At 50.9% G+C, this 17768-nt stretch carries 8 protein-coding genes; 6 read left to right on the top strand and 2 right to left on the bottom strand.

Annotated elements, in window-relative coordinates:
* Positions 1-37: 37 nt before the first annotated feature.
* Positions 38-1783, bottom strand: coding sequence for a glycoside hydrolase family 2 TIM barrel-domain containing protein (locus MKY59_RS16875; protein ID WP_339272526.1), 1746 nt, complete (start codon positions 1781-1783; stop codon positions 38-40).
* A 142-nt stretch (positions 1784-1925) separates the two neighbouring features.
* Here MKY59_RS16875 and MKY59_RS16870 point away from each other — a divergent pair, with 142 nt between their 5' ends.
* Both MKY59_RS16870 and MKY59_RS16865 read left to right on the top strand, forming a co-directional pair.
* The gene (locus tag MKY59_RS16870) at positions 1926-2762 is read left to right on the top strand and encodes an AraC family transcriptional regulator (RefSeq protein WP_339272525.1); all 837 of its coding nucleotides are present in this window, start codon (positions 1926-1928) and stop codon (positions 2760-2762) included.
* A 114-nt stretch (positions 2763-2876) separates the two neighbouring features.
* Positions 2877-4883 (top strand): glycoside hydrolase family 2 TIM barrel-domain containing protein, encoded by a 2007-nt coding sequence (locus MKY59_RS16865; RefSeq protein ID WP_339272523.1) that lies wholly within the window; start codon positions 2877-2879, stop codon positions 4881-4883.
* A 30-nt stretch (positions 4884-4913) separates the two neighbouring features.
* Here MKY59_RS16865 and MKY59_RS16860 read toward each other — a convergent pair whose 3' ends face one another.
* On the bottom strand, positions 4914-5735 hold the full coding sequence (locus MKY59_RS16860; RefSeq protein WP_339278419.1) for an AraC family transcriptional regulator: 822 nt from the start codon (positions 5733-5735) through the stop codon (positions 4914-4916).
* A 250-nt stretch (positions 5736-5985) separates the two neighbouring features.
* Here MKY59_RS16860 and MKY59_RS16855 point away from each other — a divergent pair, with 250 nt between their 5' ends.
* From MKY59_RS16855 to MKY59_RS16840, 4 genes are all read left to right on the top strand, one after another.
* Positions 5986-9339, top strand: a complete 3354-nt coding sequence (locus MKY59_RS16855) for a DUF5107 domain-containing protein (RefSeq protein WP_339272522.1) — start codon at positions 5986-5988, stop codon at positions 9337-9339.
* A 240-nt stretch (positions 9340-9579) separates the two neighbouring features.
* A complete protein-coding gene (locus tag MKY59_RS16850) occupies positions 9580-15675 on the top strand; it encodes an S-layer homology domain-containing protein (RefSeq protein WP_339278418.1) in 6096 nt (2031 codons plus the stop codon).
* 339 nt (positions 15676-16014) lie between these two features.
* Complete coding sequence (locus MKY59_RS16845) at positions 16015-16572, top strand: sigma-70 family RNA polymerase sigma factor (protein ID WP_339272521.1); 558 nt, start codon at positions 16015-16017, stop codon at positions 16570-16572.
* Positions 16559-17767 (top strand): DUF4179 domain-containing protein, encoded by a 1209-nt coding sequence (locus tag MKY59_RS16840; protein ID WP_339272518.1) that lies wholly within the window; start codon positions 16559-16561, stop codon positions 17765-17767. The genes MKY59_RS16845 and MKY59_RS16840 overlap by 14 nt, the downstream gene beginning before the upstream one ends.
* The last annotated feature ends 1 nt before the right edge of the window (position 17768 follow it).

Raw genomic sequence — 17768 nt, 5'->3', positions numbered from 1 at the left:
GGAGGGGCCATCCCTTCCAGGGATAGCCCTTTGCTTATCATCTCAATGTGGAGCCCCAGTCGTATGGATCGTTATGGTCGGTATAAATGCCCTTGACTACGCGATAGGCCAGCTTTGGTTTGCGATATTCGTTGACCAGTCCTTTGTTGTTGAAGGAGCGTGCCCGGTCTCTGAAGTGGGGAAAATGACTCTGAAGTTGAGCCCTTGTATCTGCAAATTGCCACACATAAGTTCCGCTAATCTTCGGATCGGCCCGGAAGAGCTTCAGCGACTTTCCGAGTAGATCCGCCTGGTAGTCCTCGCTGAATAGGCGGGGTTCCCAGCCGGAATCGCCGTATACGCCTGCTCCGCCAAACTCGGTCATCAGCACAGGGGTTTGCTCTGCTCCATATTCCTTGCAGCGCTCGTGAAAGATTTCGAGCATCTCTTCGAACTCGACATGTCCGAAATACCATCCGCCATAATAGTTGATTCCGATAACGTCGAATAGTCCAAGGCAGATGTCTGTCATAGGGTGCATCGTGGCATAAGCCACCAGCCTTGACGGATCCTTGCTCCTAACAAGCTCTGTCATCTTGATGGACAATTCATAGGCCTCTTTGGAACGTGTATCAATTTCATTATGGACAGACCAGAACAGGATCGAGGGATGGTGAAGATCTCGCTCGATCATCTCATCCATCATGGTCATCGCACGTTTTACGAAGAGCGGGTCGTCCGTATGTTCCGCCGGGAACGCTGCGCCCCAAATCGGAATCTCGCTCCAGAAGAGTACGCCTCGCTCATCCAGCAGATCGAGCCAATATTCACTTTGGGGGTAATGTGACCCGCGTACAGTGTTGCATCCCATCTGCAGGATGATATCGAGCTCTTTGGTCATCAATTTGTTGGGAAATGCGAAGCCCCATTCGGGGTGCTCTTCGTGGCGGTTAACTCCCTGCAAATAAAGCTCCCTGCCGTTGAGCCAAATCTTCTTGTTCCGGGCCTCCACGGTACGGAACCCGATGCGGTCTGTAAGGTCGTCATGGCCGGCTACGGCTCTGATCATGTAAAGGGCCGGGTTTTCCGGTTCCCATCGCTTGAGGTCTGACCAGGCTTGTTCCACAACGAGTTCCATGCTACCCTTAGCTGGGAGGTAAGCGTTATCATTTCGAAATATCTCATCATTCCTATAGAAGGATACGGGCACTTCGACTGGAGTATCCGACATGGAGCGGAGCGTGAGCCGGATTTGGACGTCAGTGCTGGAATCTTCTTTCATGTCATAGGTAATGCGCATCCCCTCGATCCAAACATCAGGTAAGCGCTGAACCTCAACGGGTCGAATGATTCCGCCGTAATGAAACCAGTCCACGATATGGTATGGCAACGTGTTCGTCCCCAGCGTACTGTCTGTGCGGACGACGAGTTCGTGGACTCCGGCAGTCACGCTAGGAATCGTAAAGTCAAAAGGAGTAAATCCACCATAATGGTATCCCAGATGCTGTCCATCCCAGTACACATCGGCATGTCCCATCACAGCGTGGAACAGTAGACGCAGATGGCTGATATCATCAAGGGTTACCCACGTGCGGTACCATGCTACTCCTTCGTAGTCGAATTTGCCAAGCTCGTTATTCCAACAGGCTGGCACGGGGATGCGATCGTGGTTGGAAGGGAAGTTCCTGTGCCAATCTTCCGATAATCCAATGTCATCCTTGTCAAAAACGAAATCCCATAATCCATCAAGCAGTTGGCATTCTCTACGTCGATGCTGCTGAAACGTGCGGATCAATTTCATCATCTCCAATTCATTTTTCCAGTAGAACATCTATAATCGATGGTCTGTATGTTCGGAGTTTAGCATTCGTAGCAATGAAGCGACAATGGTAAAAACAATCTTAATCATTTGTCAAAAATGATACAAATAAAGAAGGGAAGTATCTATGGAGTATGCTTTGGGAAATATGGTGGTGCATCTGCACTGGGTCATCGCCAAGCCGGCGCTGCCAGGCTGGGAAGATATTCGGCAGACCGTATCCGGGCACACCTTTTATTACATTTACAGCGGCAAGGGGATTTTTCGTTGCGAGGAGAGGGACGTGGAAGTGGAGGGGGGCACATTGGTCTACCTTTGGCCCGGGCTGCCTCTTTATATGAAGTCTTCCGAGGCGCATCCACTCCGAATGACGATGCTGCTCTTCGATTGCGCTTCGTTAAGGAAAAATGAGAATGAATGGGTTGGGCCGGAGCCGATCGAGCGGCTGCGACTGCCCTTTCTTTTGCCTTTACAGAGTGAGCGTACGGGGAAGATCGGGGAACTGTTCCGGGAAGCGGAAAGGGAATGGGTACCTGGGGATCTTGTGCGGGAAGCACGAGTGAAATCGGTCTGGTATCGCTTGGTGCAAGAGGTACACGAGGCGGCGGAAGCAGGGGGAAGACACAGCGGTGAGGAAGGAATAACAGCGGCTCTTCGCAGGTTCAAAGAGAAACTGGATACGGAATTTGCCACCGAGTTTCGCATCACCGAATTGGCGGAGCAGACGGGTTTCTCTCCTGTTTACTTACGCAGAACCTTCGCAGACAGGTACGGGTGCAGTCCCAAGCAGTACCTGGATCAGCTTCGCAATGAGCATGCCGTTCGCCGACTCCGGTACACAGGTGATTCCGTCACGGACATAGCGAGAGCATGTGGGTACTCTGACGTCTACCAGTTCAGCAAAACGTTCAAGAAGCGCAACGGCTTCTCTCCGACCGAATATCGCAGAATGCAGGGAGAGTGATACTCGCCTGAGAAAAGTCCAGCATATTGTCCATGCAATCAGAAGATGCTCAATGGCTTTGAGCGTTCTGCTTCCCTATAATAAAGCACAAATGTGAGAAAGAGGGGAAATCGCATGCACGGCAGATTAAATATTCCGTTGGAAGAATCCTGGACATTTCAGGCAGATCTAAAGAATGAAGGGTTGAAACTGAAATGGCATGAACATGGCCCTTCCATGGGTGAGAACATTCAAATCCCGCACACATGGAATGTGCAAAAGGGTTTGCAGGAGTTTCGTGGCACAGGCTGGTACAGCCGCACTTTTTTTGCACCTCCTGAATGGGAAGGCAGGTTGCTTCGTCTGCAGTTTGATGCGGTGTATCGTGATGCCGTTGTATGGATCAATGGACAGAAGGTAGGAGAACATGCCGATTCAGGTTACACCGCGTTTGTTTTAGACATCTCAAGCGCCATCATCTTTGGAGAAAACAACAGGATTGTGGTATCGGCAAATAATGAGAACAGTCAGACAGCCCTACCCGTAGGGAATAGCTTTGATTGGGCGGACGATGGCGGAATTATACGCGGCGTATCGCTTATCGTTAGCGGTCGCGCAGCGATCGATTATGCCAAAATCCAGGCCGTTCCTGTCTTTAACGAAGAAGGAGACAGGCGTTGCTCTCCGTACGGTTTATTATCAGGCGAGATTCATTTGTGGGAGAGTGGGGAGGCGGCGAATAGCACCTCTCTAAGGCTTGTCGTGACCGCAGCGAGTGAAGATGGCGCACAAATTTCAGAGCAATGGGAGATCCTTAGCAACAAAGGCATTTTACGCTTTAAAGATATCAAGGTGGACAGCCCAAAATTGTGGCATTTCGACCATCCTCATTTGTACAAGGTGGATCTTGCTTTATACTCGGGGGATATACTCTCGGATGAGGTATCGATTGAGGTTGGTTTCAGAGAGATTCGTTCAGAAGGAAGTACACTGCTGCTTAACCGAGAGCCGGTGCGTCTTATGGGGGTCGAATGGATGCCTGGATCACATCCGGATCGAGGGATGGCTGAAACGTCGAGCCAACTTGAAGAGATGCTCCGACATATTAAAGAAGCCAATTGCGTCATCACCCGTTTTCATTGGCAGCAAGATCGCAAGCTGCTGGAATGGTGTGATCGAAACGGTTTATTAGTACAGGAGGAGATTCCCCACTGGCAAACGCCGCATGATCCTGACGACGAATGGCTCCAGACCTCCATGCAGCATGCCCAGGAAATGATTCATCGACACTACAACCATCCATGTATCTATGCTTGGGGGCTAGGCAACGAGGTAAACGGGCAATCTGCGGTCACGGTCCGTTATTTTGAACAATTAAAAACGCTTGTTCGCGAACTGGATGACACCCGATTTATGAACTACGTTTCCAATACGGTGCATGAAAATCCCTCCCAGGATGCGACGGGTGTAGGCGATGTTATCATGTGGAATGATTACATTGGAACGTGGCACGGCGATTTGGACAGACCCGCGGTGATTCGAACCATTACAGAGGCTCATAAAGATAAACCTGTGATCGTTGCCGAGTATGGACTATGTGAACCTGCTTACGAGGGTGGAGACGAACGACGAAAGCAAATCCTGACGGACAACACGACGGAATACCGGAAACACCCTGGGATTGCTGCCCTTATCTATTTCAGTCTGAACGATTATCGGACACAGATGGGCGAAGCAGGGGAAGGCATGCTGCGCCAACGTGTACACGGTTCCATGACTTTGGATGGCACGCCCAAGCCTTCATATGAAGCCCTGCGTCAATTGGCTTCCCCGATTCGCGTTGCCGTAAATTTGGAAAATGGTGCGGGTAAGGTGGCAGTAACTATAGAAACTTCGGATGACATCCCATCTTATAGGACATCTGGATATACTTTAAGGCTTATTGATCCACACGGTGATTTTTATGAACAAGAAATTCCCGAGTTGGAACCTGGAGAGCGATGCGTATTACATTTTATGGACATCCCTCAGACCAGATGGGATGACATTCGTTTACATGTTGAAAGACCTACCGGATTTTCGGTGACGAGCGGTTCATTAACCAGTTATGTCGGTTATTTCACCGATAACTTGGTTCCGTGATACGGTTGTCTTCATTTCTTATATGTTATATCAACCTTTTGGGATGCTCCGATATTCGGTCGGGGAGCATCCCATTATTTTTTTGAATAATCTGGAGAAATAATAGGGGTCCTTCATACCGACAGCTCCGGAAATTTCTTTGACGCTTTTAGAGGTTAAGGACAACATTTGTCCAGCACGCTGCATTTTAAGTCTGAGGTAGAATTCAATAGGAGGCACGCCGGTTTCCTTGTTGAACAGGTAGATCAGATGTTGTTTGGATAACCCTAAATGACTTGCCAAATCGGGAAGCGAAAGGGACTCCGTCAGCCGCTCCGTCATGTATTGCACGGCCTGTTCCAGATATCGTTCGTTTTTATTGTCTTGAAGCGAATGCATCAAACTAAAGCCGACGTGACTAATGAGGTGCCGGATACACTGTGACACATAGATCTGATTGTTCATGGCGTACGGTTTATCCGACAACAAGGCATAACATTGTTCAACATCTTCAATCCACCGGGAGTGCAAGTTCAATGTAAAAGGGAGAGGTCCGACGTTCAGGGAATAGGCTCGGATCAGAGATTCGGCGTCTGTCCCTGTAAGGTGCATCCAATAAATGGACCACGGGTTTTCATTAGAGGCACCATAGCGATGCGGGGTTTCCGATGGAATAACGACAAGCTGCCGAGGTTGAATTTGAACGGTTCTGTTCGTTTCCACCCAGCCTTCGCCCTTGACGCAGTATATGAGAATATGAGTTTCACAACCCTTTGGCCTTTCTCTGTAATGAAATTTTGCTTCTGGAAAAAATCCGATATCGCTTACATGAAAATGACTTGTTAATGCGTCATTCTGTAGTTCCTTGAGCATAAATTCAGGCTGTATAAAAATCTTTTCTTCTTCGAATCCGTCGGACTTCAAATTCAGATCTGCCCCAAGCATACGTATCTCCGCCTTTGTATCAGAATATCCTTCAATAATATCATACACTCCCTTATCCAAAAGGGGAATTCATAAACCTATTGTAAGAATATAATCCATGAACTACCGACTTTCGTCAATTGTATAAAGGGGGTAGAGCCGTTAAATTTAACCTATAAACACAAAGGAGGATTACGCAATGAGCACAAAAGAGCCATCATCGGCTGTTTCGAGTAAGGTTCGGGTTTGGGAGGAACAAGTTGAAATCCCCACGTACGGAACGGGTAAACCGGACAAAAATCCAATGTTTCTGGAGAAGCGTGTGTATCAGGGGAGCTCTGGACGAGTTTACCCGCTTCCGGTCATCGATAAAATATTGGATGAGAAAGAAACAAAGTCATATGGCATGGCCATTCTTGAAAACGAATACGTTCGAGTCGAAATCATGCCTGAGATCGGTGGCCGGATCTACCGTGCATTAGATAAAACGAACAATTATGATTTCGTATACTATAATCGCGTCATCAAACCGGCGCTTGTCGGGCTTGCGGGTCCCTGGATTTCAGGGGGCATCGAGTTTAACTGGCCGCAGCATCATCGACCGAACACATTTGGACCTGTGCAGCACACCATAACGGAGAATGAAGACGGCAGCGCGACCGTTTGGGTCAGTGAGATTGATCGAATGTACGGCACAAAAGTAACGACAGGTTTCACCTTGCATCCAGGCAAGGCCTATATCGAAATTACAGCGCAATTGTACAACCGTACGTCGGAGCCGCAAACGTTTTTGTGGTGGGCCAATCCGGCCGTCGCCGTCAATGATCATACGCAAACGGTATTTCCTCCTGATGTAACGGCAGTATTCGACCATGGAAAACGCGATGTGTCCAGATTCCCGATTGCTACAGGGACATATTACAAAATGGATTATTCCGAGGGCGTCGACATTTCCAGGTACAAAAATATTCCGGTCCCGACTTCCTATATGGCATACAAATCCGACTATAACTTTGTGGGAGGGTACGACCACAGTGTTCAAGCTGGCCTTTTGCACGTAGCCAATCATCATGTCTCCCCGGGCAAAAAGCAGTGGACTTGGGGCAACGGGGAATTCGGTCAAGCCTGGGACCGAAGCCTGACGGACGAAGACGGACCTTACATCGAGTTGATGACCGGCGTATTCACGGACAACCAGCCTGATTTTACATGGCTCCAGCCGTACGAAGAAAAGTCGTTCACCCAGTATTTCATGCCGTACAAAAACATCGGCGTCGTCAAAAACGCCTCCATTGATGCGGCAGTGAATTTGGAGGTAGATGAAACGCTCCGCGTTGCGACGGTAATGGCCTATGCTACATCCGTCTTTGAAGGAGCGACCATCGAACTAAAGGGTCGTAAGCGTACGTATGTAGATGATCGAGTCACACTTTCTCCAGAATCCACTTACAAAACCGTCGTTACGTTGGACGAGGGGGATCAACCGCATGATTTGCTCCTAACCGTACGGAATGCCGAACAGAGTTTGCTCATCAGCTACAAGCCGGCGAAACCTTCCATCGAACAAATCCCGGATGCTGCCAAGCCGCTTCCTCTCCCGGAAGAATTGAGGAGCACAGAACAGTTGTATCTTGCCGGCCTTCATTTGGAGCAGTACCGGCATGCCACGTTCGAACCGGAAGCCTATTACGAAGAGGGATTAAGAAGAGATGCTTCTGACATTCGGCTCAATGTCGCTTATGGCACACTGATGCTTCGAAGAGGGGAATTGGAAAAGGCGGAAACACACTTCCGTACGGCAATCGAATCATTGACCTGGCGGAATCCCAATCCGTATGATAGCGAAGCTTACTACCAACTTGGCCTGGCTCTCCGGCTTCAAGAACGGAATGAAGAGGCATTTAAGGCGTTTTATAAGGCAGTTTGGTCGGCAGCGTACCAGGATAGCGGCTACTATGCATTAAGCCAGATCGCATGCGAAAAGGGAGCGTTCTGGGAAGCGCTGGAGCTGGTAGAACGTGCATTGGTTCGAAATACAAGAAACTACAAATCAAGGCTGCTCAAAACCGCGCTGCTTCGCAAGTTGGACCGTCATGAGGAAGCCATTGCATTTGCGGACGAAACGCTGACGATGGATATTGCCGATTTCGGAGCCAGATATGAGAAATTCATGATTCTCGAAGCCATGGGAAAAAACGAAGAGGCTCAACTGGTGCGTTCGGAGCTCCGCCGATTTATGAGGGATGACGCTCATAATTACTTGAATCTGGCTTCGGATTATACGGGATGTGGTTTGTTCGCGGAAGCAGCCCGTGTGTTGGAAGAGATTTGTTCCATCCAAAATGAAAAGGCTTATCCAATGCTTCATTACACACTTGCATTTGTTTATGACAAAATGGGACAAAGCGAAACAGCGGAACATGAACGTCAGCTTGGGAGTGCAGCTGCACCTGATTACTGTTTCCCGAACAGCTTGTTCGAGTTAAGCGTATTGCTTCACACGCTCGATAAAAATCCATCGGATAGCAAAGCTCATTATTACTTGGGCAACCTCTACTATGATAAAAAACGGGCGGAAGATGCCATAAAACATTGGGAGACCTCCGTCCGCCTGGATCAGCAATTCGCCACGGCCCACCGCAATCTTGCGCTGGCTTACTACAATAAACGCAACGATGCCGAGGCTTCATTGCAGTCGCTTAACCGGGCTTTCGAATGTAATCCTAACGATGCCCGAGTATTTTACGAGCTCGATCAGCTGCATAAAAAAACGGGCGTTCCTGCACAAGAACGATTAACGAAGCTTCAGAAGCATATGAACCTTGTAGAACATCGCGACGACCTATATCTCGAATATGTTACGCTGCTGAATACATTAGGCCAACATCATGAAGCATTGTCGTCATTATTAAGTCGTCGTTTCCATCCTTGGGAAGGCGGAGAGGGAAAAGCGACAGGACAATATACGCTTGCACTAGTTGAGCTCGCCAAGCAAGAGAATAAACGCCAATCTTATCAAGATGCCGTTTCGCTGCTTCAACGAGCACTCCAATATCCGGAGAATCTGGGTGAAGGCAAACTTGAAGGCGCGCAGGAGAACAATATTCATTATGAGTTGGGTATTGCCTACCAGGGACTCGGACAGCCAAAAGAGGCCGTCTATCACTGGACGCTCGCTTCAGAGGGGCTGGAGGAACCGGCTAGTGCGATGTATTATAATGACCAGCCGCCAGAGATGATTTTTTATCAAGGCCTTGCTTGGGATCGACTGAACAATTCAAAAGAAGCAAAACGACGCTTTAACAAGCTGATCGATTTTGCAGAAAAACATTGGTTTGATGATGTTAAAATCGATTACTTCGCCGTATCCTTACCCGATTTTCTGGTATTTGAAGATGATTTGAACAAGCGAAATCAAACGCACTGCTTGTTCATGCTCGGGCTTGGGTTGCTTGGTCTTGGTCATAAAGAAGAAGCGAAGAAACGATTCAATGAAGCGCTGCAGTTGGAACCAAACCACCAGGGAGCGAAAATTCATCTGCAATTATGTTGAGTTAAAACAGGGCCCAGTTTGGCGTGAATCATAAGACCACCGGTATGCTTTTGATACCGGTGGTTTGTTTTTACTACTGAAACGTTGTCTCAAGGCGGCATCCCTTTTGAAGGGTGCGACTTGAATTTACCTTCGTATTATCATGCGTTTACAAAACAAATGTATATTTTTCAAAGTACCTATGCACAAAAAAATCCAAAAAAAAGTAAAAGCAGAAAGGGTGCAAGGAATTTGAACCGAGTGAACCTGAAAAAATGGGGCGCGATCACGGCGATTACCGGAATGCTGTTTGGGCTTGCGGCCCCTGCCGGATATGCGGATCCCAGCCTTCCGTACGTTCTTCAAGAAACGGGCGCGGCTGAAGCCGACCGGACAGCGGAGAGCACGGCAGCTCAAGGCTTGCAAATTGTACATACGCCCGCAGTGGCTACCCATGCGTCGGGGCAGCCTTTGACATTATCCGCCCAAATCTCGGGGGGGCAGACCACGGTAACCGCTTCGGTGTATTACAGGGTGGATGATCAAACGCCGAAAGAAGTGGTTTTGACGAATATTGGCGGGCAGGAATATGCTGCAACTATTGAAGGCAACCAGATCGTCGGAGGCAGCCTGAATTATTATTTCGAAGCTCGCGAAGGGGAAGGCGTGCCGGTACGCAGCAGCGAGTATGCGGTACAGATCACGGGCCAGTCGCAGCCCGACATGTCGGCACCGCTGGATATATTGATTACCGAATTGGTGCCGGACAGTGATAACGTGAACTCGGCCGACGCCTACGAATTCGTGGAAGTATACAACAATAGCGGGCGAGAGCTTGATTTTGCAGACTTCAGGCTCCGATATAATACGAATGTGGAGTGGCCGCTTACAGGCAGCTCCCAAGCGGTCATTCCGGCTGGAAAAGCCATCGTGCTCTGGGTCATGAACGGCAGCAACAACCATCTGACCGTCGACGATTTTAACCGAAACTACGGAACCCAGTTGACGGAAGGCTCGGATTTGTTCCGGATCGACGGAGGTGGCGGAATGGCCAACGGCGCCGGAAGAACCCTTGAGATCCTGGCTGCTTCGGGCATGACGCTGGTTTCGGCCTCGTATCAGAACGATGAACAGACGCAGCCGAACAAGGGAATCTTTTATCGGCACCCTGCGGCAGGCAGCGTCGACATGATCATGATGGACGGGCCGGGGACACTTCCGGCAACGCCGGGAAAGGTAACGAAGGAGCAAACGGAAGCCCCGGGGGAGGCCGACCTTGGCCTTCTCATTAAGCATACACCGGTAACCGCGGCGGACGCGGCGGCGGATTTGACGATTGATGCGTCGCTGGAACATGCCGGAGCGGAGCCGGCGGATTCTACTGTGAATCTTCTATATAAAACCGCTTCGCAATCCAAGTTTACGGTCGTGGCGATGAAACCGCAGGGCGGTGTATATGCTGCTGCGATCCCGGCGGAACAGCTCGTCGAGCCCTCTTTGGACTACCGGATTCAAGCGGTTAGCGGCGGGAAGTCGGTGATCACCGATTCCTATACGGTGCAGATCCGCAATGTTCCGGCCTTTGACCCGCAAAAGGCTCCGCAGCTGCTGGTGACGGAGGTCGTTCCGAATACCACGAATGTCAATGGAGCCGATGGCTATGAATTCGTGGAAATCTACAACAATTCGGATCAGGACATCGATTTCCGGAACTACAAGCTGTATTACCGTTACACGGATAAAGGACCGGCAGCGGATGTCATATGGTCTCCGGATAAACAGGACTTTGTGATTCCTTCCAGGCAAGCTGTCGTCTTCTGGATCATCAACAGCAGCATCCCGCATTTGACGGTCGCCGATTTTAACCAATTCTACGGGACGGATCTGCAGGAAAACGTTAATTTGTTTAAAGTTGCGGCAGGAGGCATTTCCAACTCGGGGAAACGCGGATTTGTGGTGAAAACGAATACCGGCAAGGAAATCTCTGCTGCTTATTATGATGCGGATACCGTGTACGAGGACGGTAAAACGGAAACGAAGGAAAATACCGGACTCCAATATAAATACCCGGTCAATGGCAGCACTCAAATGATCAAGATCGGCAGCGGCACCCTATTCCCCGGCCCCGGCGCGTTGGAAGCCAAGCAAGTCCCCGATGTTCCGGTTACTGTCGTGATCGACACCGTGCCGCCGACTCTCGAGGACCGGACGGGAATCACGGCGACGGACCAAAGCAAAGGCTTCGAGATCAAGGCCTGGGCAGAGGATGACCAGCAGGTCGCATCCGTGACTTTGTACGTGAAATCCGACAAACAATCCGATTATATTCCGTACCAGCTTACCGAGGACTACGGTGATTTGCACTATCACCACACCATTTATGCGGCGGGCCTGATTGGACGAAAAACCATCGAGTACTACTACATCGTGTCCGATGGGTTTAACGAAGTGACATCGCCGAAGTACAAGGTGGATATTACCGGCGGGCCCGATCAATCCGATCTGCGTTTAAACGTGAAGGATGGCGATCTGGTCAGCGGTACGAAAACGATCAAAGGCACGGCCAAGACGGGCAATCCGGACAGCGTTATCTTTGAAATGGACGGGCAGCCAGTCACGACGCCGACGGGAACCGCGCTGGAGCATGACGCTTATTTTGTGTTCGATGTTAAAAACGTGGACTATTACTTCAAAAATGCGATCACGATGGGACCCGAGGAACTGAAGGACGAAACCATTCTATATACCTTCCTGGACCCGATTACATCCTACCAGACGCTTAGCTTTCCGATCGAAGCCAGCCGCCTCAAGCCGGGCGAGGACAACACGATCTATATTCGGGCAGGTTCCAAATCCGGTCCGTTTGATGACCGGGTAGAGGAAAACAAGGATGATTTCGAGATCAAAAACGTGCGACTTGTTTTGGCCGACGGTACCGAAATCATGGACCCGGCTTATGCCAAGCGGGACGTGGAGATCAAAATGGGCGACTCCGCAGGAAAGCATGAAGCGATCGGGTTCCGTTTTACGCTCCCCGAAAGCCTGTTTGCGGCCAAGTCCTGGCTCTGGGATACTGTGCAAGAGTCGGATGGGGAGCATGTCATTAAAGCAGTTAGCGGCGGGTTTTCTGCCAGTGCCAAAGTAACGGTCGACAACACGCCTCCAAGCATCGCCGCAAGTATCGAAGACGGTAAATCGTACCGCGGCAAGTTTACGATTCAAGCGGAAGTCACCGATGCCCTCTCCGGGGTTGCCAAGGTCGAAACGAAGCTTGATGGAGAGCCGATTCGGCTCCCGATCGAGACGAGCTCGTCCCAGCTGGCTGCCGGACCGCACGAGCTGTACATCCAGGCCGCCGATCAGGCCGGAAACGTAACGGAGAAGACGATTCGCTTCGAGGTGCCTGCCGAGAATCCGGAATCGCCGCGGCTGATTTCGCCGACAAACGGCCAAACCGGAGTGGGCAGCACCGTTGATCTGAAGGTGAACGTTAAAGACCCTACGGGGGATCGGATGGACGTCTCGTTTTATCGGGGATTTTTGTATGACGGAACAAGCAAGCACGGTTTTACGGGTTTCCAGAATACCGCGGACACGGAGCCCCCAAGAGAGCTTGCTCCATCGGGCGAGAAAAGTCTGGATGCTGAGGATTACGCTAAAATCGGGGCGGAGGACGGGCAGTACCTGACGACGGATTCGGACGATCGTTTTCCCTATCAGCGTTTCGAAATCAAACTGGACCCTTCCGTGAAGCCTAGCGACCGGGTGGACGTGGTATGGAAAGGGAAGTCCCTGCCGGGCCGTAAAGTCAGTCTTTATGTCTGGAGCGAGGGGCAATCCAAATGGATTACCCTGAAACAGGTGATTGCGGGTGAGGAGGACTTTACGCTTAAGTCGACCGTCAAAGCCGGCGATTATGCGCATAACGGCATGATTTCGGTCATGGTTCAGGACGAGATTGCAGGCGCCGGAATCGGGGAGGAGGCAGCTCGGACGGCAAAAAGCGGGCCGATATCCGAGGACCCTTACGATTTCTCGTTCCTGTGGATGTCGGATACCCAATATTATTCCCAGGACTATCCATACATTTACCGGAAAAACGTGCAGTGGATCGCCGAGAACAAGGATCAGCTCAAGCTGAAGTACATTATTCATACCGGGGATGTCGTCGATAAAGCCGATCAGGAATATCAATGGATCGAAGCCGACCAGAACATGAAGGTGCTGGAGCAGGCAAATATTCCGTACGGGGTGCTTGCCGGCAATCATGATGTGGGCCATCAGGACAATGATTACTCCCAGTTCAGCAAATATTTCGGGAACTCCCGCTTTCAGGACAGCCCGGTATTTGCAGGCTCCTATGAAAACAACCGCGGCCACTACGATCTCGTCTCCGCGAACGGCAACGATTTCATTATCGTCTATATGGGCTGGGGCTTGGGCGAGAAAGAGATCGAGTGGATGAATCAGGTGGTTTCCATGTATCCGGAACGCAAAGCGATCCTTTGTTTGCATGAATATCTGCTCGTTTCCAACAATCGTGCGCCGATCGCGGACCAGATTTTTGAGAAGGTGGTGAAACCCAACAAAAACGTCATCGCGGCATTGTCCGGCCATTATCATGATGCCGAACTTAAGATCGACCAACTGGACGATGACGGGGACGGCATTCCGGACCGCAATGTGTACCAGATGCTGGCGGATTACCAGGGAGCTCCGGAAGGGGGCCTGGGTTACATTCGTCTCATGCAGTTCGATATGGCGAATAACAAGCTTCATATCAAGACGTATTCCCCTTATCTCGATGACTATAATTTTTATGATCCCCAGGAGTACCCGGGCAAAGACGAATTTTCGCTCGACCTGAATCTCCAGGCTGCCACCAAACGGGTAGCCACCGATTACATCGGGGTGAGCGTGTATGCCGATCAGTTGATCGGCCGGCAGGAGAACGTGGATAGCGGGGATAACGCTTCGGTTCGTTGGGCCGGACTGGCGGACGATGCCTATTATCAATGGTATGCCAAAGCAGAGGATGCGAACAGCGGACAAACGTTCTCGGAAATATGGGGTTTCCATACCGGTTCTGCTTCGGGCGAAGGGAATCCACCGGGAACCGTTCAGCCGGGCGGCGGGGATTCCGGCCGTACGCCGTCCTCCGGTGGTAGCATATCCACACCGGTCGGATCTCCGGAAGCCGAGCAGCCTGCAAGCAACGGAGTAGTCATAGCAACGCCAATCGGCAGCGGAACGTACGGGGTGAGCGCGGAACTGCTGCGGAAGGCGGGAGCCGGGGCTTCGAACGGAAAGCTCGAGATTCAGATCAAACCGGGAAATGCCGAATCCGGGCAGCCTGTTACCTTGAAATTGGACGCGGCCGCACTCCGCGAATTTTTCGAGGAACACCAGGGATCTTTGGTCGTTCGTGCGCCGGGCAGCCAGATCGCGTTTATGCACCGTTCGCTGCCAAATCAGATCGGGGAAGCGGACCAGCTCAGCATTACATTTGGAACAGGGGTACCGGGGAACTCGGGTTTTGAAAAAGGAATGAGTTCCACCGGAATCGCCTATGAGCTCGGCATGTTCTTGATCAAGGGAACGGAGTCGAGAAAACTTAGCAAATTGGATGCGGCGGCGGAAATTCAGCTCAACCTTACAGATGAGCAAGCCAAACTTCTCGATTCGGACTACGCCGGCGTCTATGAGAGGGTGAACGGGGAACTGCGCTATGCAGGCGGTTCGTTTGCCGGACGCACGGTAACTTTTACAACCGATCATCCGGGAACCTACGAGATCCTTGAGCTGCGCAAATCGTTCTCGGACCTGAGGGGTCACTGGGCAGAGAATATCGTACGCCAATTGGCAGCCAAGCACCTGATTCAAGGTGTGGACGCGGAGCGGTTTGTTCCTGCAGCACCGGTAACCCGCGCTGATTTTGCGCTTGTGCTGACGAGAATGCTTGGAGGAGAGGCGGAAACGGCGGATGTGCAATTCGCCGATCTTGCACCGGATGTTTATTATACGGAAGCGGTCAAGCAAGCCGCACGCTTGGAGCTCATTCAGGGCAGCGGCGGGCGCTTCCGGCCAATGGACAGCATTACGCGGGAGGAAGCAGCGGTCATCCTGTATAAAATGGCTCAAGTCCTTAAGGCAGAGCCTTCGGCGATGCCTCTCGGAAATGATGCAGCGTTTAATGACGCCGGGTCGATCTCTGCATGGGCAAGGGATGCCGTCACGCAAATGCAGGCACTCGGCGTGCTGAACGGAAAAGGAAATGGACGTTTCGAACCGAAGGGTTTCGTTACCCGGGCCGAAATGGCCAAAATGATGAGTGAGATGCTCAAGCTTTCGCTTTAGGATTCAAAGGCAAAAAGGATAGCCTGGAATAGCCCAAAGGCTGCGATAGATCGTTCATCGCAGCCTTTTTTGATTCTGCATGCTGCATTCCCTGTATAATTACGTCGGAGAAACAAGGCTTTGGGCGTCTGCACGACCGGCCGTTGGATGCAGCATTTCCAAGCTTGGTCATCAGAAAGGCTCGTGTGAGCGACGAAATGAGCATTGGAGGAGCAGGCCAAACGGATGTCTAACGATGACAAGTCCGTACGATGATAAAATTTTTTACGGCGAAATATAACATTTTGGCAGGGGAGTCCATCTAATCCTATAGAGGGCCCTCAAAAGGAGATGAAATTCGTGCAGCAAGATATGGAACTGGAAGTCAAGCGAGCGCAGCGGGGAGATCGTGAAGCGTTTATCCGGCTATTCCGGAGGCTGGAGCCCGAGCTGTACAGTTTGGCAAAGTCCATTGTCGGACGTGATGAAGACTGTGCGGACGCATTTCAGGAAACGACGCTTAAGGCGTATAAATCAATGTCGACATTGCGAAAACCGAAATATTTTAAAACGTGGGTAATCCGGATTCTGATTAACGAATGCAACCAGCTGCTGCGGATGCGCAAAAGAACGGTAGTTATGGCGGAGCTCCCGGAACAGGCGAACCTGGATCGCTCAGCGCCTTATTATAAGGACAACCGTCAGCTCGACCTTCGGGAAGCGGTGGAAAATCTGGATGAATCGTTACGAATCGTCATCCACTTGTTTTATTATCAGGATCTGCCGATCAAACAGATCGCATCCGTGCTGGATATTTCCGATGGAGCCGTAAGGGCGCGCCTGCACAGAGCCCGCGGGATATTGGCCGATGAAGTAAAGCAAATTCGGAAGGGGGAGCTGGCTTATGAAAACCTATGATATCGATCGAAAGCTTCGGGAAATTGGCAAAGAACCGCTGCCTGAGGTTCCCGAAATCGTCCGCCGCCGGCAGGATGAAGTCTATGCCTCCTTGGCCGACCTTCCGATGCATGGCAGAGGCGGCCAAACCGCGGGGTTGCGCAAGACCCGCCGGATTGCCTTGGTTGCGGCCTCGGCCGCAGCGATCGCTCTGGTTGGTGGTATAGGCGGTGCCATGGTATCACCGGCGATGGCGGATTCGCTGAAGAACATTCCGCTGATCGGCAGCATTTTCAAGCTGGCTGACGATCTGGGGTTACGGACAGCGGACGAAACAGGGCTTGCGGCCCATCCCGACGCCAGTGTAACCCATGAGGGGGTTACCCTTCGCATTCCGCAGTTGGTGTATGACGGAACCCGGTTATCTTTGGCCGTAACGCGCGAGGGGGAAGGGCTCGTCGGTGGAATCATGGATTCGGAGTCGACGGGGAATGGAATGCCGGCAATTTTCCCCAAAGGAGCAATACATTCATTTGACGTGTTGATCGATGGCCAACCGGTTCATCGAACGACGGGAAAGAGAGAAATCGGTCTTTCCGGGAAGCCAACCTCTGATCCGAATTCGGCGCTCTACGAACTGACGGCTTATTCCTTAACGGGTGAACCTGGACCCATTTTGCCGGACTCGTTTGTGCTGACGGCCAAAATTGGATTGGAGGGCATCGAAGAGCCGTTCGTCTTCGAGCTTCCTGTACGCAAAAACACAGATCAGCTCGCTGCCGCTTTCAATGAGGCGAGGGAATGGAAAGGAAACATCGTTACGCTTGAACGAATCGAGTTCACGCCGATTACGACAAAAGTAGGTTTTAACATCACGTCGAACGATAAAGAGGCCAGGCTCCTTAGACAGCATCTATCCTTTGAGCTGTGGGACGATCGCGGCAGGATGCTTGGCCTTGTCGGCGGCTTTGGATTTTTTAATAACGATGAACAAAAGCAAATGATCAACAAACTGCTGTTTGACCGTTTTGTGGATGCCCCGAAATCGGTGACGCTTAAAGCGTTTTTGCCGGAAATGGAAGACCCGTCAGCTTCCACGGGGAGATATAAAGTCGACAGTCATGGAGAACTGATCAAGAAGTATGTTAAGGAGCTTGAAATCACGGTTCCGGTGGACCGTGCCGGTTTGGATAAATTATATGATATTTCAAAGTGAA

It is taken from the genome of Paenibacillus sp. FSL W8-0426, from assembly GCF_037969725.1.
Classification (GTDB): Bacteria; Bacillota; Bacilli; order Paenibacillales; family Paenibacillaceae; genus Paenibacillus; species Paenibacillus hubeiensis.
This window is presented reverse-complemented; position numbering and strand designations above follow the sequence as displayed.

Bases quoted from the DNA above. Each gene is read 5' to 3' on its own strand.
- MKY59_RS16840 (WP_339272518.1), top strand. From the start codon at position 16,559: ATGAAAACCTATGATATCGATCGAAAGCTTCGGGAAATTGGCAAAGAA.
- MKY59_RS16870 (WP_339272525.1), top strand. From the start codon at position 1,926: ATGGAGTATGCTTTGGGAAATATGGTGGTGCATCTGCACTGGGTCATC.
- MKY59_RS16865 (WP_339272523.1), top strand. From the start codon at position 2,877: ATGCACGGCAGATTAAATATTCCGTTGGAAGAATCCTGGACATTTCAG.
- MKY59_RS16855 (WP_339272522.1), top strand. From the start codon at position 5,986: ATGAGCACAAAAGAGCCATCATCGGCTGTTTCGAGTAAGGTTCGGGTT.
- MKY59_RS16860 (WP_339278419.1), bottom strand. From the start codon at position 5,735: ATGCTCAAGGAACTACAGAATGACGCATTAACAAGTCATTTTCATGTA.
- MKY59_RS16875 (WP_339272526.1), bottom strand. From the start codon at position 1,783: ATGATGAAATTGATCCGCACGTTTCAGCAGCATCGACGTAGAGAATGC.